Origin of the sequence: Paraburkholderia sartisoli, from assembly GCF_900107685.1 — a bacterium.
Taxonomy (GTDB): Bacteria; Pseudomonadota; Gammaproteobacteria; order Burkholderiales; family Burkholderiaceae; genus Paraburkholderia; species Paraburkholderia sartisoli.
In genome coordinates, this window is sequence record NZ_FNRQ01000002.1 from 309,611 (window position 1) to 329,818 (window position 20,208).

Below are 20,208 nucleotides of genomic sequence, written 5' to 3' on the forward strand. Positions count from 1 at the left end.
CTTGGAGGGTCATCGGTAGAACGGCGGGAGATCCGGGACCGCTCGCATGAGAACCAGCGCTATTGACGCCAGCAGCCTCAGTCCGGCAGTGGCCGCAATCACGCTGTGAAACACGGTGTATGTAGAAACAGGGCGGTCATTGCCCAGAGACAGCGGCAGCACCTCGACGAGAACCTGCTGATGCAGCTTGCGCCGCGCGGATGAAACCCTCTCAACCCGATCTGCGATGACGTCTGGCACGCCAACCGACATTCAGTCGTGAAATGCCCGACACCCAAACCTTACAACAATGTAAAAAAGTACAGCAAGTTCGTTGCATGCGGGAGCCTTGTCAAGCACCGTTTCAGCCCGTGCTGTATGGGATCCAGCTTGATCAGGGAGGCCGCAATCCCCCTTTCACGGATTCGTTTAATCTTTCAATAAGCTTGCAATTTTATAACAAACCGGCTTTAATGGGGCTGTCTGCATTCCTGATCGTTCAGGCACCCAATCCCTTTGAAACCATAGCCGTGTCCTTCATCCCGAACCCTTTCCTCGCGTCCTTTCCTCTTCCTGGCCAGACCGGAAGGGGCATCTGCTCGCGCGGGAAAACGGCGACGGCGAGACGCACCCGGAGCCGCAGTGGTCCTGCGGGCAAGCCGGCACTTCTTTTTGCCCGGCTCTTCGCATAACACCGCACGGGACAGCGAAGACCGGGCTTCCAACCTCAGCTGGCCGCCCACGACCCTCCACGGTCGCGCCTCAAGGACGCCCGTGACCGGACGTGCTGCACGCACATGCGTGGGTGTATGACGCATTCCACTGCATCTCCTTCGCGCTGCGGATGCGCGGCTGTTTGCCGCGTGTCGGAAACGCCACGAGGGGCTATGCGAGTAACAGGGGAAAACCATGGGAACGCAAACGAATCGTTCAAACGAGCCGCTGCAACCTGGCGCGACGCCTGCTATTCCTGTCACGGGTCGGTCTGCTGATGGACAGGTCATCATTTTGCGGACGGGACGCACTGACCTGCTGAACTGGTGTGCCGATCACGAAGGCTATCGTCTGGATGCCTGTGCCAGGCCGACGAATAGCGAGCTGTATGCGGCTGATCTGGTGATCGGGCGGCCAGGATTTCCATCACGTCATTTTCGCGCGCTGGACTACTTCTACGACGCGAGGCAGGCCCTGCGTTATGCGACCCGATGGGGAAAGATCTGGGTCGATCATCAGCTGAAAAACGCTGCACGCAGCGCCAGTCGTCTGGACGGTCGCACGCGGCAGTCCTGATGCCGTATCTGATAACAGAGTAATTTCGTTATGCCGACGATATCAGGATGCCGGCGTGATGGACCGCCTCATCTTTTTCGATGATCCGTGGCTGGACACATGGAATGACAGCCATTACGCGGACATCTGTAACCCGTATTCCTGTTGGAGACACACATGTCGTTTGCCAGAATCTCTTCACCCATGACGGTGAAAGCACATATCGAAGTCCCGCCGATCCTGTCGGAATCCGACATGGATCGCCTCAGGGCATATGCGCTCCTGCCAACGGTGTCGGCTCAGCAACGCGCGTGGGTGGAAGCACTTGAATCATCAGCCGTGGTCGTCGACTCCGCCGAGATTCCACCGGACGTCGTCACGATGAACACGACTGTCGAATGCACAACGGTCGACGGTGCGGATGCACATCAGTGGACGCTGGTCTATCCGGATGAAGCGGACTACCTGCGAGGACGTCTGTCCGTGCTGTCGCCCGCGGGGATCGTGCTGCTCGGTGCGCGGCGCGGCCAGACCGTGGTATGCCGGCCGCCGAGCGGTGTGCCGATCCACTACGTCGTCGGTGAAATCCTGCTGCAGCCGGAGAGCCAGCGCATGACGGGAAGTAGCAAGCCAGATTCGGATCCTGCACCTTCAGACTGAGGACGTGCCGGTATGTGCGGTGCGACCGCGATATTTTTCCGACGAAGATGATCCAGATAACCGGAGAGACCGAGATGTTGAGTCCCCATGAATTTGCCACCCTGATGCTGGTCAAGGCCGCGCCGGACCAGATCGATCTCGCCCGCGCAGAACTCAATACCCTGCTGGAACGCGAGCTGGTCGCCCCCGGGCAGCTCGCTCCCGGTTACCGGCTCACCCGCGATGGCGATGCCGTGCTGCAGGCCGTCGCGCAACGACGCTGAACCGCGCCCCCTTTTCTTGCCCGCTGGTGATGCGATTACCCCATGCAATTCGCGTCGCCGGTCCGTTCACGCGATCACACCGCATGACACGCCACGCCGATCGATGACGCGGCGTCCATGCCGGATTGCACCTCTACAGGAGTGTCATCATGCAATTCCCGGAACAGCTTGCTGCGGCCCGAAAATCCAACGTCGACATGTTCTTTGGCGTGACCCGCACGATCGTCGAGGGTGTCGAAAAACTGGCTGCCCTGAACATGCAGGCTGCGCGATCGCAGCTGGCCGATATCCACGACGCGGCACAGAAAGCGGTTTCCGTGAGCGAGCCGCAGCAATGGATCGCCCTGAAAGACGGCCTGGCTGCACCCACCGCAGAGAAAGTGCAGGCCTGGAGCCAGCAGGTGTTCGATATCGTCGCTGTCACCCAGGCCAACCTGGTGCGGTGCGCGCACGCAGAGTGGGATGCACAGCTCCGGCAGGCACGGGCGCTGGCCGAGGACGTCGCGAAAAGCGCACTGGCCGGAACCGGGCCCGCGGCGGCGGCCCTGAATCAGGCGATCACCGCCACCAATGCGCTGTATGAAACGCTGCAGAAAAGCGGCGAGCACGCGGTCGAGTTCACACGAAGCAACCTCGAAGCGGCCGCCGCCATGGCATCGAGCGCCACACAGCGCGCGACCGCGCAGCAGAACCGGGCCACAAAGCGCTAGTCACGGCACCTGATATCCCACCGGATGGATGGCGGTCATTTATGCAGGAATCCTTTCCATGAAACCAGCCTGCCGGTGCATATCAGGTCGGGCGAGGCACCCGGTGACGCAACCGGTATCCGGCATGGAAGGCCGGTCTTTTCTGCTTGAAGGAGGCGATGATGAACGAAAGCTGGGTCACCATGGTGATGGGTTCGGCGGTACTGATCATTGCAGTCATTTTCGTGGCCGGTCACTACCGGCGTGAACACCGGCGTGCACGATTGCTGCGGCAGCTGGATCGTGCCCGCGGGCGGCACAGGTCCCGGTGCTGACGCTCGGCACGGCGAGCACAAACAGCACAGGCACACAACGACAAACCGAATCGGGCTACGGGACCATGAGCACTTACGATCACGCCGAGCAGGAACTGGAGCACATCCGCGCGATGATTGCATTCCTCGATCACGTACTTCAGGACAACCGTAACAGGCAGGTGATGCCTGTTACGTCGCCTGACTACTGGCGCGCACGGGTCGAAGCCCTGCTGGCCGAACGCCTGTCGCCCACTCTGGAGCGACAGGCCCACGCGCTGCTGGAACGACCGGGCGCACTGGGTACGCCACGCAGACGCGACCGGCTCGTCACGCAACATCCGCAAGGGAACAACCTGCATCGTTGAACGAACGCGGGACGCGGTCTCCTGTTCGGGAGGCTGCGTCCCTGGCAGACAGGCGGGTAGCCGGTCGCATGCGCCCGGCCGCCGGGCTTTAACCAATGAACCGATGATCGAGGACGGACAGCATGACAAAACGCATTGCGGTAGTCACGGGCGGCATGGGCGGTCTCGGAGAAGCCATCAGCACAAAACTGCACGACGCGGGGTATGACCTGGTCGTCACCCACTCGCCGGCCAATGCCGGCGTGACGGCGTGGCTGCGCAGCATGCAAACGCATGGGGCGCACTTTTCGTGCGTACGCGGTGGATGCAGCCGACCACGACTCCTGCCAGCAAGGTGCGGCGAAACTCCAGCAGGAGGCCGGCGCGATCGACATCCTTGTGAACAACGCCGGCATCACGCGGGACATGACGCTCAGGAAACCCGACAAGGTCAACACACCTGATGGTCGTCGCCGGTGTCGAGATGGCCGTGCGCGTAAGGATCGATTGGTGAGTACATGGCGTTTCGACTCCGATGCAATTAGGGAAGCGGCCGATCGTGTTTAGAGCGTATAAGCTGCTCCGTGTCGGCGATAGGATCTCAACGCGATCGTACCTGGCGGCGCGAGTCGGCCGTTCGGGGTGTCTCCCATCGTTCAAGCCCGCTTTCGCTTGCATTTCCATTGTGAAAGCCGAGTTGCGGCAAAGACGGTTTTAAATGCCCTTCTCCGGCTGCTTACGTATTTTTCAAAATCCCGACGAAAAGCTGGCAATCGCCCTCGGTAAGGCCTACGATCATCGGTGCGGCTTAGGCCGCAGCGCAAGGGCGTGAAGTTTTTCTGAGGTGCCGTACCCCCACAACCTGACCATGGTGCTGACCGTGCTCAAGCGAATCGTTGGCACTTCCATTCTCGTATCGACGCTGGGATTGCCGTTCGCTGCACACGGCACCGAAGGCGCATCGGGTCGACCCATTTCCGGTACGGGTGTGACGCCCGATGCGGGCGTCGTTCCGCCGGAACCGGGATGGTTCGTGAATCTGGCCGAGATCTACTATGACGGCTCAATCAGCGCGGGACACTCGGTACCCATCGGCGGGAAAACTACGCTTGGACTCGACGGGCAGGTCTCGTTCACGCTGGCAACCTTGCTGAAGGTCTGGGATACCGGCGCCGGGCCTTGGAACTTCGCGTCAAGCGTCACCCTCCCGTATGCCTGGACGAGCGTCAGCGCAGCGCTTGGAATCGGTAATCGGACGGAAAGCGTCAAGCAGGATGCGTCTGGTCTGTTCGACCTAACATTCACGCCGCTGATTGCCGGCTATCATTTCTCAAAGACCGAGCACATATCCTTTAGCGTCAATATCTGGGCTCCGACCGGCAAGTACGATCCGGGCAACATCGCCAACGTCAGCCTGAACAACTGGACGTTCATTCCTACGATTTCCTACACCAAGCTTGTGCCGTCGATCGGGATGGAATTCGACGTCACCGGCGGCGTGCAGTTATACACCCGCAATTCCGCGACTGATTATCAGAATGCCCCGCTGTTCACGCTGGATATGATGGCGCTGAAGCGCTTTGGCAATGGGGTGGGCGTGGGCCTGATCGTCGGCACGGTCCAGCAGATCGGTGATGACAGCGGCCCAACTGCGGACAAGCTCAATGGCTTTCGGGGCTACGACTGGGCGATCGGCCCGATCCTGACCTATGACACCAAGATCAACAAGACGCCGCTCAGCATGAGCTTGCGCTGGGTTCCGACCGTGAGTAGCAAGAACCGGCTTTCGAGCACGTCGACAGTGATGGCAATGGCAACCGTGGCTTTCTGATGTCTTCAGACGCCTCAGCCCGACATGTTGCTGGACGTCTCAAGCCGGAGCTGGCCGGCGCCTTTGCTTAGGCGTACAGTCCAGCCCATCCGAGGCACACCTCATGGTAGTTGCTCAACTCGCAGGCCTCGCCTCGGGAAACTTCCACTTGCCGTTCAGGATTTCCGCTTCCGGGCTTCGCGACGGCCGGCGTTTGCGCTTGTGCCAGGGCCGTGCTCGGCATACTTGCCACAGCCACAGCCGAGGCGATTGCAAGGCTGGCGAACACTCGCCGGGTCAAAGCATAACCGTGCATGCACATTACCTCCACTATTTTGGGGTGTCGTCGCTTTCTGGTCCTGCCGGAGCATTGTTGGAATTTTTCGAAGAAATGGCAAGCTTTGAAAGCTCGACTTGCTGCTGGCAGCGAACGGCCGGTCTTAAGGGCAGCAGCGGTCGTTCACCACGGAATCACTGAAGGTTTGGTAGACGGTCACGGATTGTTCCTGCGAATTGGCAATCGAATCTTCAAGTCTCCCAGTCGATGGGAGCGTCCATGACTTGGCTCCCCATCCGGACTCTTCTACAATTGACGCGTGAACACAAGCTACGTCAACCGGATTACCACGATGAGCCGGCCGCTGGATCTGGATTTGCGTGCCCGCGCGGAACTGCTTGCCTATCTGGTCGCATCGCATCTGCTGACACGCGAGATGACCGGTGAGTGGCTTTCTGTAGAGCACGTCGTTGAATCCACCAAGCTGTGGCTCTCTTCGAACGGGGGCGGCGCCGACCTGATGCAGCGCGTGCACCTGGCGAGTCAGGCGCTGGATATTGCGAAGCGCGTTGCACTCGCGTCCGCAAGCGGGTTTGGTTCCAAAACCGCAGCCGGGATGTTTTGCGAAAACTTACGCCTGGACTTTCGTTCGGATGCAGTGCGGGAAATCTATCAGACTTGCCTGAATCAACTGGTAGGTCAACGATGGCATTAGTCGCAAGCGCGGCAACAACCAGGTGAGCGTCCGAGGAAACGATAACGATGACCGAGAGCGTTGAGGTCGATGTTGTACCGGAAGGTTAATCAGGGGGCTTGCTTGAGGCCGCATGCAATCACGTCCTCCAGGCCACTCATGTGCGGTGCGCTGCGGTCATCGTGCTCGACGGCGATGCGGGCTCCGGTTATTCGGTCATGGGGCCGCTTGGCGCGCAGGTTCCGTTACCCGAAGTTCTGGAGCAGATGGCGCAGTGTCTGCGTCAACAGCTTGCCAAAAATCTGAATTGAGCATGCGTGAGAGTACGTATCTTGAACTGAGGGCGAAACTCGCTGTCCTCGACGAGCGGATTCAGCGTGCCAGGGCCGTCGAACGGGCCGCAGCGATCAGACGGATCTGCGAACTCATGCGCGAATACGACATTTCCGCCCAGGAACTCGTACCCCGACGGCGTGGGCGACCGCCTGCGCCACCGCGCTATAGAAATCCCGCTACCGGACAAACCTGGACGGGATGGGGCAAACGGCCCGCCTGGCTCGCTGGAAAAAATTCACTCGAATTCCTCGTCGCAAGAAGTACCTGACCCACATCATTACCCAGGCCAGGAAGAAGCTGCGTCTCGAACTGTAGAACCGTCGCGTTGCGTGCGGCAACCACGAAGACGACCCAATGTCCGGCCGCAACCCGTCTCCGCCGTTGAATGCTACACGCGATGAATGGCAGCTTTCGATTGTCTACCCTTCATACGTGAATTCGCGGTCGCCCCGAGTCCCGCTCCTGAGGCATATCATGGTTGAAACGCCCCCCGACCGACAGGTCGACTGTGTGACCAACAGGGGAAGCAGCGATGGCCGAATCCGCGGATGTGATCGTGATTGGCTCCGGTGGACTTGGAGCGGCTACAGCCTGTTACCTGGATAAACGGGGCACCCCGCGCTTCTCGAGCGGCACGAACCCGGCTCACAGATATCTATACCACGCCGGGGGCCGGGGGCCGGAGACCATCGACCCTATGGACGGGAAGCTCTGCACATACGAGGTCACGTTCTCTCGGGGTTAGGCGAAACAGGCGCGAGAGCCCCCGCTGTTGGCGACTGTCGAATTTGGATCGTGCAGCTTTCAAGCTTCGGAATGCCCTGCGTGCGTATTTCGTCCTTTCCGACAGGTCAACATCGCGAACACTTTGAGTCTGTGCGGTAGCACACCAGACTGCACCGATGTTCGAGGGAACATTGTCTGGTGCCTTGGTTATCCTCTATGAGGCGACACCCTACTTGACGTTCGTGTGTTGTCCCGGCCAGGAGATGCGCCCATGAAAACCATCATCGTGATGGCATACCTGTCAATGTTTTCGAGGCAGTCTTGCCGCGCCGCAATGCTACTCGGCTTTTTGACGGCGTCCGTCGCAGCGCAAGAACCGACAAGTACGTCGAACACCCCTAGCAGTTCTGCTCCGGTCTACAAGGTCGGGGACAAGTGGACTTTCATATACGGCAGAACCGACTCTAAGCAGGGGACCTCCGTTGTCCAGACGGTAGTTGTATTGACAGAGAAACAGACGACGTTTTCGTCTTCGAGAAACGACGGACCTCCACACGAAGTAGATTTCGACAACCAAGGAAATCTGACGCGAGTTGCTGGCACAACCTATGAGCCAAGCCTCGGATCCCTGAGTTTTCCAATGATGGTCGGGAAAAGTCGGGATTCTCATCATGTCAAGCGATCCACCTCGGGGACGCTAGACATCAGCGCGCACGTGGAGGTAGTCGCGTTCGAGCACGTACAGGTGGCGGCTGGCTCATTCGATGCCTACAAAATCGTCAGTCACGGCGTGAATTCAAAGAACCTCGACCGCTTGCGCCACGCGCCATTCACGGCAACACCTACTGGTATGCGCCCAGTGTAAAAAGAGTCGTGAAATCAGATTACGCGTTGTACCTCGATCGCCAGGCGCTGACAGAATCTTACGAACTATCTGCGTGCTCGCTTGTACCCTAATACGTGCGCCGCGATCTAAGTCGATTTGCTCGTTTAGGCCACATCAGCAAACGCGACAACAGCCGGGCCGAACCGGTAGCTGCATGCATTCGTCGAACGACCGCTGCTGGGGAAGTCCTTGCAAACAGAATCGGCCGAACTCCGCCCGACGCAGACAAAGCGCGAAGAATTTCCGAAAATCACCCGGTGCCCCTGGCCAGTTCAGTGGGACGCGCCACTCGCGCGGCCGGGCGGCGCTCACGAGAACAGCGACAAAGATTCGACAGCGGTTTGGCGCCGACGTCGCGGGGACGTGAATCGACTCGGCCATGCAGCAGTTTTCCCGCCGCTCGAGCCGAGATACGTGCTGGCATCGACGTCACCACCAGTCATCAGACTCCGGCGACATCGGTTTCTTCGTGTTTGCGCCAGGCGCACCGCCGGATACCGCTTCCTTTGGCAACGGTGGCGTCAGCACATCGGGATGGAAAACCGCATTCATGCCGGGCAGACTTATTCATCATTCTCGCGCTTCGGCGCTCCCGGCGATTTTCGGGATAGCGATGCTGCCCACCGGCGCCTCTGCCACCCTGTTCACGCTGCGGCGGCGAGCATCGAGTGACGGCAGTCCGCCGCAGCGCACCGACACGCGTACTGCGCCCGAACGTCTTCATCCAGAGGATCGTCTGTGGCCAGCAAATATTCAATAAACAGCTCTTCACCGGCCTCGACAGGCCGGAGCGTGTGGATGAAGATGCGGCCAGCGTCTTCGATCGTCTCGCAGTTGGGCGCGCATGCGTGATTAAGCCATCGTGCGCTGTTGCCACCGCGGCTGCCGTCGATGACCCGCCCGTCCGACAAACCAAAAAGGAACGTGTGTCCCTCGACGCCTTCACGCCGGTGTCGGCGAACGGCATCGCGCCACGCAGTGATTTCACCCTTGTATTCAAGCACGCGCTCGCCCGCCGCGAGTGGTCGCATCGCAAACACGCCCTTGCCATGAACTGGAGACCGCCGGACGATCACACGCCGCATGCTGTTCTCTTGACGGATATTCGCATCAGTATAGAAGCGGCAAATTTCCACATCCACCGCTTCGTACGTGCGAGTCGTAGCCAGTCTGGCGGCCCGGCTCGCGAGATTGAAGTTGGAGAGGTCGGGCGTCGAGATCACCCGTGACCACCCGGACGATCACTGCTGCCTGCTTTGGTGAGCGACTTCGACAAGACATTTCCCGTCGCAACGACGCCACTTCGGTTTCAGGCCGCCGCGCGAAGGCGGCAGAATCAGAAAAGCCGGGCGCCGAACTCGCACAGGCTGTTCCACTTCACGGTGCTGACAAAAGTCTGGCCCGTGGTGTCAAGCGATTCGATCATCGCGCGCACACGCTTCCCGGCGATTCCGCAATCGTTTCTTTTCCATCCGTCTGTTTATACAGGTGTTCAGCCAGAAGCAGGGGCGCGGTAAATCACGGCACCCCGGCAACGCATGCTACCAGGTCCCGTCCAGGGTCGGTTCGGGAACCGTCGATCCAGCAGCGAGTCCTCTTCTGAGGACGAACTTCGTGCATCTGTTGTCCGCCGGCGCATCTGCGACCGGCGGCTGCCACGCGCCGTTAGGCAGAAAAAGCGCCTTCTTATGGCGGGATTGCTTCGCCAGCCCGGAGGGGCGCGAGTTTCGATTGCCAGGACGATTCATGAATTGCTTTCCTACCGGTTGACCCAATTGTCGATCTTGATGCCCGGGTAGCTTGCAAAATCGCGCTCATTGTTTGTCACCAGAACAACGTCCAACGCAATCGCATGCGCGGCGATCAGCTTGTCAAGCGCATCCTTCTTTCGCTCGCGTGTCGCTTCGCGGACAGGCCCGTAGGCCATTGCCGCAGCGGCATCGAAGACAACGACCGGAATATCCTCAATGAGCGCGGCGAGGTTGCGGCGCTCACGCGCACGGTTCTCGGAAACTGTTACGCCGTATTCAAGTTCGGCGTATGTCACAGCGGACATTACAACGTCACCGACGTAGCATTCAGCAAATCGCTTTGCGACTTGTTCCGGCTGGTTTTTCATCAGGTAGATGCACATGTTTGTATCAAGCATGAAGCGCGGCATCACAATCCCTCACGCTCGGCTTGTTCCTGTTCGCCGCGTCCTTCGGCCATGAAATCCGGCCCGAATTTGGCGAACTTCTTTAATACGCCAACCAGCGGACGCCGCGCTGGGCGAATACGAATCTCATCACCCACGCGCTCGATCTCCAGCTCAACGTCGCTGCGCTCGTAGGCAAGATCGGCGGGGATACGAACGGCCTGCGAGTTGCCATTCTTGAAAACGCGGGTAGTATGCATTGCGGTTCCGGCTTCGTGTGTACGATGGATGTACTTTAAGCCATTTTTTGACGAATGTAAATACGCGTGTGTACATCCATCCCGATTGGCGACGCGCCGCTGGGTGCGGTTCAAAACCGGGGGTTTTGGCGTTATGCGGACGCGCGGAATCCGTCCGCGTTTTGACGGCGGAAGCGGGTTTCCGGGGAGCGTGACGTGACGCGGCGAATGCCGCGTCACGTCAGGTCTGGAGAGGTTGGAGCGGGCCGAATCCGGGCAGCGTCAGCCAGTGTTCATGAGGCTGGTCGCTCATCAGTTCCTTTGGGTTCCTGCCGATTCGTTCAGCACACCGGCTGCGCACGAAGGGCCGGTGATTGAAGACGAATTGCAGCAGGCCGAGCCAGGTGCGCCCGCCGTTCAGATGTCGGCGCTTGGTCAGGCACACGCGGATTATCGAGTTGAGGTTTTCGACCATCGAGCTGCTGCGTGGCGTGCGCTTCATGGCGTCGGACACGGCGGCATAGACAGCGTGAAACTTGCCACCCATGCGGGCAAACAGTTGGTTCCAGCCTTGCCCGAATGCGCCTGACGTGTCGGGTTTGCGATGCAGCAAGCAGGTCGCACGCACGAGTTCGGGCGCGACGTCGTACGTGTGCGCGATCGCATCGAGGTTCTCGTCCAGCACACCGGCGAACGCGAGCAGATCGTCTCGCTGGTTCTGCAGGGCTCGCCGGAATATAGCGGCGTGCTGGATCCTGTGCTTCACGCTGAAGCATTTCGGCAACGACGAAGTCGAACAGTGCTTCGCGTGTCATGAGATCAGGACCGGCGAGCGACAGGATGTCGTGCTCGAGCCACTGAACGAGGGTGCGCAGATCAGTGGTCAGCTCACGCGCCCGCCCCTCATCGTGCCGAAGCGCTTCAAGCGCCGTCGTGAGGAGGCTATCCTCGCAGCGTCGGAGGGGATTGGCCAGACGTGCTTCGGTGGCCCCGCATGCCGTGCGGGTGCCGCTCGCGATGCGACGCCAGATGTTCGCCAGTGTCCTGCCTTGCTGGATGAGGTGAAACACGTCACCGTGGCACGGCGTGTCGGGCCACGCGGTTTTCTGGTTTTCTGGCCCGCGCGCAGACCGGTGCCGGCGTCGGCAATCGTGTAGTCGGGATTCAGTCCCTGCGCCTGCAGATCGAGCGGGTGGGTGGCCCAGGTGTCGCCATCGCGATGCGCTTCGGGGGCGAGCAGGTGCAGTAGGTCGAAGCGACATCGATGCCGGCGAGAACGGGCTGCGAACCCTGGAATAGCTCATCGTGCAGAGCGACCCGCACGGATGAGAGATCGATCTCGGCGTTCAGGGCTATGGCGCTGTCGCGCGGCGCGCTGATGAATATTGTGTACGGTGCCCAGTGAGAGAGGCACGCCCAGCAGGTCGTGGATGAATTCGATGACACCGCGAAACAAGGTGTGCCCGATCAGCATGAGCCCGAGCGCGACCTGTTCGAGCCACGGGCGGGTGACCGGCAGCGTGAACGGGACCTCGTCGTCTGCGGAGGCGGCCGGCGTGAAGAGCGCATCGAGTGCGCCGTTGGCGCGATTCATCTGCCGGTAGACGGTTGGGCGACTCGCGCCGCTGCGCTCGGCGACGACACTGACGGGTTCGGTACCGGCGAGCGCCTGGAGCGCGAGGGTTTTACAGGAGCCCCCCATCAGTTTGCCAGAGGCGAATCGATCGATTGGGGGCATGGCAATCGCGCAGTGAAAAATGGGGCACCATTATCGCCTGACGCATCGCCCCTGCTCAATGTGTAACGCCGCCTTGAACCACGCCAAATGGCCAGTTCTCCACGAGAAACCATATTACTGGGTCCACCCGCCGTATCCTGGATATCGACGTGTCCAGTTTCGAATTCGGCGAAAAGCGCGCGTATGTCGGGATGCTCGTTGAGCGTGATGATCGCCCGTCCCTGCAGGGGCCGGACGATCTCGACTATCTGTTCGTACTGCTCAAGACAAAATGGCACGCCGCAGCCCTCCGTCTTCCAGTAGGACGGGCGAGGAAAAAGAAGGTATGCAGACGGTCGCATCGGCTGATGCACGCCTGCCAGTTGTGGTACCGAACGTGCGTCCCTTGACCCGGCCGCCAAAGCAGTTCTGCTGCAGATAACAGAATCGTGCGGCGCGCTGGATATCGGCCAGCGTGTGCGATGGCATATCACCCAGCCACCTGAAAACCTGCCGGCTGCTCAATGCCCACCTGAATTGCCGGATGAACTCCTCCAGGTGGCGCTGTACCACGCGACAGAGCTCAATGAACCCGTCGTTCACGTCATTCAGGACTTCAACCTCCGCGGGCAGCCGCATGAAGAAAAGCGCTGCGGCACCTGCGAAGACCTCACCGTAGCAGCTATGCGCAGCAAATCGCGGAACCACGATGTCGGCGAGAGGTCGCTTGCCACCAGTCCATGGAGCAACCGGTATCGCCATGATCATCACCCCGCCTGTCAGCGGTCCACTTCCGGACTGCCAGGGTCTGGCTGACCGCCACGATCCGGCACGCTCCGGTCTGGCCTCTCGCGTCGTGACGGCTCCATGGGCGCTACGAATGGCCCATCCTGCTGCACTGGCATCTTCCGTACGAAATCGACGATCTCCATTGCCAGGCGCCGGTCATCGACCTCCCGTGACGCAGCCATCGCCTGCGCCATCTCCCGCCACGCGGCGAACACGCCATAGTGTGCCGCCCAGCCCGCGCGGCGCTGCGCATCCGTCGCCACCGCACGCCAGTACCGGGGCACCTCTCGGCGGTCCAGCAGGTGCATGACGGCCTGTTTCGGATAACGGTGCGTCGCCCCGCGCGTGCGCCGTGACGTTGCATTCGCCTCGACGCCGTGGGCCTGGAGCTGCTGCGCAAATCGCTCCCGCCAGCGCTGCAGGTCACGCTTTCGCGGATCGAGCCGTCGCCCGTCCGGCCCCCTCACCTGCACGCTCAGATGCACATGCGGATGCGCCTCGTCGTCATGCGCGGCAAAAACCCAGGCGCGACCGTCGCCGAATTCGAGCGCCGCAAAATCCCGCGCCGCGTCGCGCACCGCCCGCCGGTCGGTACCTGGCGGCATCGACAGCAGGATATTGAACACCTCGCGACGCACACTGCTCTCCGGTACACCCCAGCCGCCGAACTGCCAGGCGTCGGCCAGATCGCGCAGCGCGGCGGCGCCCGCAATAGTCTGCCCGTCCTGGTCCTCGAGTTCGACCTTGCCGTTGCGGGAGATGTAGCGCAGATGCCGGCGCACCGCGCCCATGCCCTGCGCGCTGGCCGCCTTGTTGGTGATTTTCACCATCACCTCGGGCGTGCGTTTCAGCGTGCGCGCCAGCTGCTCACGCACGCGCGCCGCATGGTTCCCGATCTGCACACGCGAGAGCCGCGGCGCCGCGACGTGCCGCAACGCATCGTGAAACAGCCGGTCGCCCCAGTTCAGGAGCATCGCATCGATGTAAGTTTTCGGGAAAGGCATGCTAACGACTCCAGCGATCAATGTTCGCGCGAACCAGCTCCGACACCGCGCGCAGATGAACATCGATCTGCGCCTTCAGCCCCGTGAGCAGGTGACCGTCATCCGCAACGACAGCCATCCCATCGCGCTCCAACTCGCGAATCACCGATCCCAGTGAGCGGCTGATCGTCGCGAGCACGTGGCTCGAGGCGGCGAGCAGCGCCATCTCCTGCTCGCCAAACTGGGGGACTCGCGTCAACTGCGCGCGGATCAGCGCAACAACCCAGCGATTCGTGGTGAATCCGGATGCCGCTGCCCGTTGCCCCACCGCGCGCAGCTCGGATACGGTCAGTCGGATCTCGATGCGTTCGCGGTGTTCACCAGCGGGCGTCCAGCGCATGACGCCGGTCCCTTCGGCCCGATGCTCCGGCTCATCTGCCGTGATTGCGTCAAGGATCAGTTGCCGCACACCTTCGGCTGGTGTCACGTCGTGCACGGCACACCAGTCGTCCCAACCCGGCTTCATCTTGCCGAGCTCAATACACAGGCGTGAACGGGCCTTCACGGGCGCTCCTGGAGCAACGGCTGCTCAGGTCCGGACGGCGCGCGCTCGACCTCATACCCGACCTCACGTGCGGCGGTACGCCCGGGCGCCGGCTGCCCTGTACGTGAGCGCGTGGACGGCGCCTTCGGGTCAAACACTCTCGGCGTGGGTACACGCACGCCCTCGGCGCGAAACGTGTCGTATAGCTTCTGCGCGTGCTGTTCCACCCGAGCGATTGACCGGTCGCTGAACCCCTGGGCACGCATGGCCGCGACGATAACCGCCATCTGCATGGCCCGCCGACTATCGGATGAATCCCCGGAACGGCCGCGACGCGGCGTGCGGGCGACCGCAGGGCGACTGCCTCCCGCATCGGCCGGCGATTCGCGCTCCGACCCATGCTCCGGTTCACGCCCCGACCGACGCTCCGACTCACGCCCTGTTGCACCGCGCGAGGAAGGTAACGCCGCGCGCTTGCGCCCCTCGACATCGATCTGCCAGGTATTGCGGTACACCTCCTTTTCCTCGTACCCCGTAATCTCTCCGGTGGCGTCAATCACGGGGACGTCGGCGGTCACCCAGCGTTTGCCAAGATTCTGCAGCGTGACGCGTTCACCGACGCGCGCATCCGATTCGGCGACGGCCCGCGCCAGGTCCACGCCCCATACGGCGTGGTTCGCCCCTGCGTCGTCCCGATAGACGACGTAGTACGAACCACTGCGTGCCGGATTGTGCTGGTAGGGTGCATCGCCATACTCGAGCAGTTCGCCCGTATAGCGATGGACATTTGCTTTGTCCTGGTCGCTTGTGTTGCGCTCTGTGTCGTGCCCCGTGTTGTGCCCCGTGTCGCGTCCGGTTGGGCGACGGGCGGCCGGGGCGAGCGTAGCTTCGCGCGCATCGCCAGGTACCGTCTGCGCTGCGGCGTCGGTCTGCGTGTGCAACGCGGCAGAGTCCGAAGCCGGTGCGGCATCCATCGCCTGCGCAGCGGACGGCGGATCAGCCGCGGGAACTGGCGGGTGCGTGCCATCCGTACGCGGGGGAATCTCGCCGGCATAGGCGACGCGGTTGCTCATGAGCGCGCGCCGTCCCTCGCCAAGCCGCGCGAGATCGGCCGCGATCGGCTCGTAACCACTCACCTGCAGACCGAGCAGCGTCGCCTGCAGCCAGACTTCGCGCCGGAACGCCTCGTGCCCGGACACACGAATCCGCTCCCACGATTTCGCCTTCGCCATGTCCACCATCGACTCGACCACATCGGGCCGGTTGTGCCGGGTCACGAGGTAGGATCCGAGATCCTCGAATGCCATCTGATACGGCGCGTCCTTCAGGAAATACTGGTTGCCCGCGCGCAGATAGCGCTTGCGCACGCGCTCCGGTACCTCGCCAGGCGGTGCCCACGCCCGCGCCTCGTCCGCCGCCCGGCTCAAGGCATCGGTAGCCGACGCGCGTGCCCCCATTCCCGCCCGCGAATCGCCGGGCGGCAACCGACCAGGATCGTCACGCATCGCCTGCTCACGCAGGCGCGCACGCACCGCATCGAATTCGCGACGACGGCGCGCCTCCATTGCCGCTCTCGCAGCCCGGTCCAGACCGTCACCAGTCCCACCCGAACCGCCCGAACCGCCCTCTTCCAGCGATGGTGCCCGCCCGATCACGTTGATCACAGGGTCCTGCGCCGAGCCTTCAGTCAAAGTCGTTTCGCTCATGATCTGCCCTCGAATGATCCGTTCCCGCTTGCCCGACGCCCTGCGCGATTGAAGCCGCGCCCTACCGGTCGGGATTTCCAGCAGGCTCGCGTGCCGCCCTTTCACGTGCCTGCGCGAGCGCTGCGGCACGCGCCTCACGAAAGCGCGCCCACGACACCGACTGCAACTGATCGAGCGTCGGGTCAAGGTCCGCGCCGAAACCGGCTTCGCGCGCCGATTTCTTCAGTGACGCCACCACGCGTTCAAGCTGGTCGCGCGCACGGTCCCACGGATAGACCTTCGGCCGGTCGCCGTCGTAGCCGATCTGCACCTCGGCGCCATTCATCCGCTGGTTCTGGTCCATCCACTTCAGCCGGTCCGAGACGAATTCCATGTGGTCCTTGCGGTGGAACACCACGCTTCGCGTTGCCACCTCCTGGATCACGTAGTGTTCGGTGTTCAGCACCTCGCCGCGATAGGGACCGCCGTTTTCACGCGGCGTCGCCATCCGGATCCGCGCGCCGAACCGGTGCTGTGCGAGCGCGCGGATTTCGCCCGGCACATCTTCAGGTCCGTACAGTTGCGCCCCAATCTCGCGGCGCGGTGCGGCGCGGGGTCCCTCCTCACCCGGGTGGCCCGCTGCCTGTGCGTCCTGCGCGCTCTCTACACTCTGATCGCACGGAGGCCCACTGTCCGTATCTGCACCTGCGCGACCGGCATCGTGCTGCTGCACGCCGGACGTCCCGGTTTCTGGCGACGGCTCCCGCACCGGTGCATCCTGTTTCTGCTGCCGGCGCCTCGCCCTGCGCTCCTTCGTGCCTGCGACGTCATCCGTCATGGCGTCCGTGAGTTCCTCTTTCTTGCGTGCCATGTCTGCGTCCTCCATCCATTCGACCGCTGTGTCATCGACTGCCCTGCCTGCGTCGGCACCGGGTACCGCACCCGCCACCGCAGGGCGGTCCGTATTGATCCTGCCGGCCACATCCCGTAAAAGCTCACCGACGGCATCCAGACCGGATAACACCGCCATGTCGTTGAAATCGGTCGGCGGCATGCCGTCGATGCGCGCATCCGGCGCGAACGACGGCAATACGAGATGCGCCTGTCCCTCCTGCCCTGCCTGGCGTGCAAAGCTTTCTCCCTTGCCAGGTTCTCCAAGGACGAGGAGCGGGGCATGCGCATACCGCTCGCGCAGGTTCGCTGCGACCTGAGGCAGATTGCCGGCGGACAGCGCCGCCACTGCAATCCAGCCAGTCGCCCGATGCGCTGAGAGCGCCGTCGCCACACCCTCCGCGATCAGGATCGGCGTGCTGCCCGCATCGGCCGGCAACGGTCCCGTGACCCAGTAGCCGCCTTTTTTCGCACCACCGGCGAGCGACGATTTGCGTCCTGCCCCGTCGATCAGCTCAAGCGTCGTCATCGTGTCGCGGACCCACGCCGGCACAATCAGCACGCGACCCGCGAGTGGCTCTTCCTCGCTCACCGGTGTATAGCCAAGCAGCGCCTTCAGTTCGAGCGCCTCAAGTTCGCGCAACGTCGTAACGGGTTCGATCTGCTTGCACACAAGGTACGGATGCTCGGGCGCGACCGGCCGCGCCCATTCCCAGATCGACACGGCCGTCTGCGCGACGGCTGCGTGACGCGCACGCACACGGGTCTCCTCACGTGCCGCCTCCCGGGTGCGGCGCGCCAGCGCCTCACGGTCCCGCCCCTGTGAGGCCGCAGCGATCGCACCCGGAACACGCGACGCCTTCAGATCAAAACCGTGCTGCTGCGCGAGCCAGAAGAGCGAGGCCAGGGTCTTGCCGCCCGACGCGCGCGCCGAGCGCCACGTCGTGCGCGCCGCACGTTCGTTGTAGTTGTGCGCGCTGCGACTCCATTCATCCCAGATTTCAAATCCGGCATCGCCCAGTCCCTGCCTGACGGCGAACGCCATGTCCACCCAGGTGGCGTAGTCGTCGGCCGGAATCACCGCGAGTGCGGCCCGCACGCGGCTGGTTTCATCGACACAGGGTGCGTTCATCAACGCTCTCCCCTGATCGGCACAACGTTCAACTCACGCTCCGACCTACGTCTGCGCCCCACCGTGTGATCCGGTCGCGAAGCCGGGCCGGCCTCTTCCTTTGCCCCTTCCTTTGCCCCTTCCTTTGCCCCTTCCTTTGCTCCTTCCTTTGCTCCACCCGCGTTGCCACCCGTGGGCCGTCCCCGGATAGCCGGAGCTGGACGTAATTCCGCCACATCCAGTTCGGACAGTGAAAGCGTGTGGCTCGCAGCGACAATGCGATCGCGCGGCACGCCCAGCAACATGAAATGCCGCTCGACATAGGCGCTCACGTCCTCCTCGCTGAGCCCGGCCAGATGCGCGGGCAGCTCGCGTGGATCCCAGGCCTGCAGCACCTCCAGATCGTCAACCGGCACATTGATGAGCCCGGCTCCGGCAGCATCGACCTCTGACGGATCAAGATCGCGCAGGCGCCGTTCGGTCTGCGCGGCAAAGCGCGCAAGATCCATCGCCGCAACCTTCGGGGGTGCGGCAAGACGCGCGGTAAAGGCAGGATCGCGCCAGTAGCAGATCTTCTCGGCGAGGATGGGCCTGGTGTTCTCCAGCAGGATGATTTCCTTCTCTCGCCCGAGCTCCTTGAGTTCCTGCGGCAGAAGCAGCGCCCGGCGCTGCTCCGAGATGCTCTCGCTCGAGCCGCCGCGACCACCGAAGACGGCGTGGGAACGGGTCACGCTGCGGGACTTGTCCGTGAAGGTGCCGAGCATCTCCGAATACTCGTTCGCATCCTTCTGCTCGCGTGGCGCGTAGAGGATCTGCATCGCGTGATTTGTCACGAACGTGCGCGCATCGGCGCGCCCATACACCGACTCGAGCTGCGAGACTGACTGCACGATCGACAGCATGCGCAGGTTGTATCCGGCCATGTACGCGACGGCGCGCGCGATGATCTGGATCTTCCCGATCGCGGTGAACTCGTCCATCAGCAGCAGACACTGGAACTTCAGCGCGGAATTGGCTTCGGGTAACTCCTTCGTGTTGAAATTGACCAGTTGCGAGAACACGAGATTGACCAGCAGCGCCGCCTCGGTCAGGTGATCCGGCGTGATGCCGATATAGACGGACATGCGGCGCTTTCTCACGTCGCGCAGATCGAAGTCGTTGACACTCGTCGCCGCATCGACGACCGGATTGGCCCAGATCGTGAGCGGCGCGTTGAAGGTCGCGAGAATACTCGCCAGTACCTTGTCGTCGTTCGCGAGAAAGCGGTTCAGCGCATCGACACAGGGGCCGCTCAGGAGGCTGCGCTGCTGCAGCAGCGCCCTCTGAAGGTATGCCTTCACCGGCATGCCGTTGCCCGATGACTGCCGCAGGACCTCACCCATCGTGACCGGATAATCCGGCACATCCACGTTGCCTGCGCGGCGCGCGTCCCGCCACTCGCACAGGAGCAGCACAATCCCGAGAAAGAAATTGCGCGCCTGGTCCTTCCAGAAGTCGTCGTGACCGCCCGCCGGATACAGTGCGTAGCCGATGGCGAGGATATCTCCAACGCGAAATACGCCGTCCGAGATCGCTGACAGCGGGTTGTACCGGTGCGTGCGACCGTCTTCGGCAAACGGGTTGAACAGGTACACTTCCTGACCGCATGCACGCCTGAACCCGGCGGTGATGTTGTAGTTCTCCTGCTTGATGTCGAGTACGACCACCGAGTCGGGGTAACTGAGCAGGTTCGGGATCACGATGCCCACGCCCTTGCCCGAGCGCGCCGGCGCCGCGAGCAGCACGAACTGCCGACCGGCAAAGCGCAGATAGCGTCCTCGCCACACACCGATGACGAGCGCCGGACCCGCGTTGCGTGTCAT

Annotated in this window: 22 protein-coding genes and 2 pseudogenes; 12 read left to right on the forward strand and 12 right to left on the reverse strand. The window is 62.2% G+C overall.

What is annotated here, in order from left to right; translation table 11 throughout:
* Positions 1–263: 263 nt before the first annotated feature.
* The 5 genes from BLV45_RS26970 to phaP all read left to right on the forward strand — a co-directional run bounded on the left by BLV45_RS26970 (position 264) and on the right by phaP (position 2,881).
* On the forward strand, positions 264–671 hold the full coding sequence (locus BLV45_RS26970; protein ID WP_143130397.1) for a hypothetical protein: 408 nt from the start codon (positions 264–266) through the stop codon (positions 669–671).
* A gap of 217 nt (positions 672–888) precedes the next feature.
* Positions 889–1,269 carry a hypothetical protein gene (locus BLV45_RS08600; RefSeq protein ID WP_090531804.1) on the forward strand — a complete coding sequence of 127 codons (381 nt, stop codon included), beginning with the start codon at positions 889–891 and terminating at the stop codon, positions 1,267–1,269.
* Between the two features lie 156 nt (positions 1,270–1,425).
* A complete protein-coding gene (locus BLV45_RS08605; RefSeq protein ID WP_245753166.1) occupies positions 1,426–1,908 on the forward strand; it encodes a GreA/GreB family elongation factor in 483 nt (160 codons plus the stop codon).
* A gap of 74 nt (positions 1,909–1,982) precedes the next feature.
* Positions 1,983–2,171, forward strand: coding sequence for a hypothetical protein (locus tag BLV45_RS08610; protein WP_090532820.1), 189 nt, complete (start codon positions 1,983–1,985; stop codon positions 2,169–2,171).
* A 149-nt stretch (positions 2,172–2,320) separates the two neighbouring features.
* Complete coding sequence (phaP, locus tag BLV45_RS08615) at positions 2,321–2,881, forward strand: TIGR01841 family phasin (RefSeq protein WP_090531806.1); 561 nt, start codon at positions 2,321–2,323, stop codon at positions 2,879–2,881.
* 82 nt (positions 2,882–2,963) lie between these two features.
* Here phaP and BLV45_RS27455 read toward each other — a convergent pair whose 3' ends face one another.
* Complete coding sequence (locus BLV45_RS27455) at positions 2,964–3,101, reverse strand: hypothetical protein (protein ID WP_176954106.1); 138 nt, start codon at positions 3,099–3,101, stop codon at positions 2,964–2,966.
* A gap of 159 nt (positions 3,102–3,260) precedes the next feature.
* On the opposite strand from BLV45_RS27455, the gene BLV45_RS08620 reads away from it, so the two are divergent.
* The 7 genes and pseudogenes from BLV45_RS08620 to BLV45_RS08645 all read left to right on the forward strand — a co-directional run bounded on the left by BLV45_RS08620 (position 3,261) and on the right by BLV45_RS08645 (position 8,229).
* A complete protein-coding gene (locus BLV45_RS08620) occupies positions 3,261–3,542 on the forward strand; it encodes a hypothetical protein (protein WP_143130398.1) in 282 nt (93 codons plus the stop codon).
* Positions 3,543–3,664: 122 nt separating this feature from the next.
* Positions 3,665–3,977: pseudogene (locus BLV45_RS08625) on the forward strand (SDR family NAD(P)-dependent oxidoreductase); the annotation flags it as partial.
* Positions 3,978–4,389: 412 nt separating this feature from the next.
* Positions 4,390–5,352: a SphA family protein gene (locus BLV45_RS08630; RefSeq protein ID WP_090531809.1), complete on the forward strand. Its 963-nt coding sequence runs from the start codon at positions 4,390–4,392 to the stop codon at positions 5,350–5,352.
* 608 nt (positions 5,353–5,960) lie between these two features.
* On the forward strand, positions 5,961–6,323 hold the full coding sequence (locus BLV45_RS08635; RefSeq protein WP_090531812.1) for a hypothetical protein: 363 nt from the start codon (positions 5,961–5,963) through the stop codon (positions 6,321–6,323).
* A gap of 161 nt (positions 6,324–6,484) precedes the next feature.
* The gene (locus BLV45_RS28055; protein ID WP_281246307.1) at positions 6,485–6,613 is read left to right on the forward strand and encodes a hypothetical protein; all 129 of its coding nucleotides are present in this window, start codon (positions 6,485–6,487) and stop codon (positions 6,611–6,613) included.
* Between the two features lie 116 nt (positions 6,614–6,729).
* Positions 6,730–6,906, forward strand: a complete 177-nt coding sequence (locus BLV45_RS28200; RefSeq protein WP_407670997.1) for an H-NS family nucleoid-associated regulatory protein — start codon at positions 6,730–6,732, stop codon at positions 6,904–6,906.
* A gap of 729 nt (positions 6,907–7,635) precedes the next feature.
* Positions 7,636–8,229 carry a hypothetical protein gene (locus BLV45_RS08645; protein ID WP_090531816.1) on the forward strand — a complete coding sequence of 198 codons (594 nt, stop codon included), beginning with the start codon at positions 7,636–7,638 and terminating at the stop codon, positions 8,227–8,229.
* A 665-nt stretch (positions 8,230–8,894) separates the two neighbouring features.
* Here BLV45_RS08645 and BLV45_RS08650 read toward each other — a convergent pair.
* From BLV45_RS08650 to BLV45_RS08700, 11 genes and pseudogenes are all read right to left on the reverse strand, one after another.
* On the reverse strand, positions 8,895–9,335 hold the full coding sequence (locus tag BLV45_RS08650) for an SET domain-containing protein (RefSeq protein WP_090532821.1): 441 nt from the start codon (positions 9,333–9,335) through the stop codon (positions 8,895–8,897).
* Between the two features lie 674 nt (positions 9,336–10,009).
* Positions 10,010–10,411 (reverse strand): type II toxin-antitoxin system VapC family toxin, encoded by a 402-nt coding sequence (locus BLV45_RS08655; protein WP_090531818.1) that lies wholly within the window; start codon positions 10,409–10,411, stop codon positions 10,010–10,012.
* Complete coding sequence (gene vapB / locus BLV45_RS08660) at positions 10,411–10,647, reverse strand: type II toxin-antitoxin system VapB family antitoxin (RefSeq protein WP_090531820.1); 237 nt, start codon at positions 10,645–10,647, stop codon at positions 10,411–10,413. The genes BLV45_RS08655 and vapB overlap by 1 nt, the downstream gene beginning before the upstream one ends.
* Positions 10,648–10,867: 220 nt before the next feature.
* Positions 10,868–11,311: a hypothetical protein gene (locus tag BLV45_RS08665; protein WP_143130399.1), complete on the reverse strand. Its 444-nt coding sequence runs from the start codon at positions 11,309–11,311 to the stop codon at positions 10,868–10,870.
* A gap of 615 nt (positions 11,312–11,926) precedes the next feature.
* Positions 11,927–12,364 (reverse strand): hypothetical protein, encoded by a 438-nt coding sequence (locus tag BLV45_RS08670; RefSeq protein ID WP_143130400.1) that lies wholly within the window; start codon positions 12,362–12,364, stop codon positions 11,927–11,929.
* A pseudogene (locus BLV45_RS08675) lies at positions 12,328–13,105 on the reverse strand (DNA adenine methylase). The gene BLV45_RS08670 and the pseudogene BLV45_RS08675 overlap by 37 nt, the downstream one beginning before the upstream one ends.
* Before the next feature lie 17 nt (positions 13,106–13,122).
* Positions 13,123–14,136: a relaxase/mobilization nuclease domain-containing protein gene (locus BLV45_RS08680; protein ID WP_090531826.1), complete on the reverse strand. Its 1,014-nt coding sequence runs from the start codon at positions 14,134–14,136 to the stop codon at positions 13,123–13,125.
* 1 nt (position 14,137) lies between these two features.
* Entirely contained in the window at positions 14,138–14,680 is a 543-nt protein-coding gene (locus tag BLV45_RS08685) for a hypothetical protein (RefSeq protein ID WP_090531828.1), read from the reverse strand.
* Entirely contained in the window at positions 14,677–16,365 is a 1,689-nt protein-coding gene (locus BLV45_RS08690; protein ID WP_090531830.1) for an LPD7 domain-containing protein, read from the reverse strand. The genes BLV45_RS08685 and BLV45_RS08690 overlap by 4 nt, the downstream gene beginning before the upstream one ends.
* 61 nt (positions 16,366–16,426) lie before the next feature.
* Entirely contained in the window at positions 16,427–18,367 is a 1,941-nt protein-coding gene (locus tag BLV45_RS08695; protein ID WP_090531832.1) for a PriCT-2 domain-containing protein, read from the reverse strand.
* The gene (locus BLV45_RS08700; RefSeq protein ID WP_090531835.1) at positions 18,367–20,208 is read right to left on the reverse strand and encodes a type IV secretory system conjugative DNA transfer family protein; all 1,842 of its coding nucleotides are present in this window, start codon (positions 20,206–20,208) and stop codon (positions 18,367–18,369) included. Before BLV45_RS08700 ends, BLV45_RS08695 begins: the two co-directional genes overlap by 1 nt.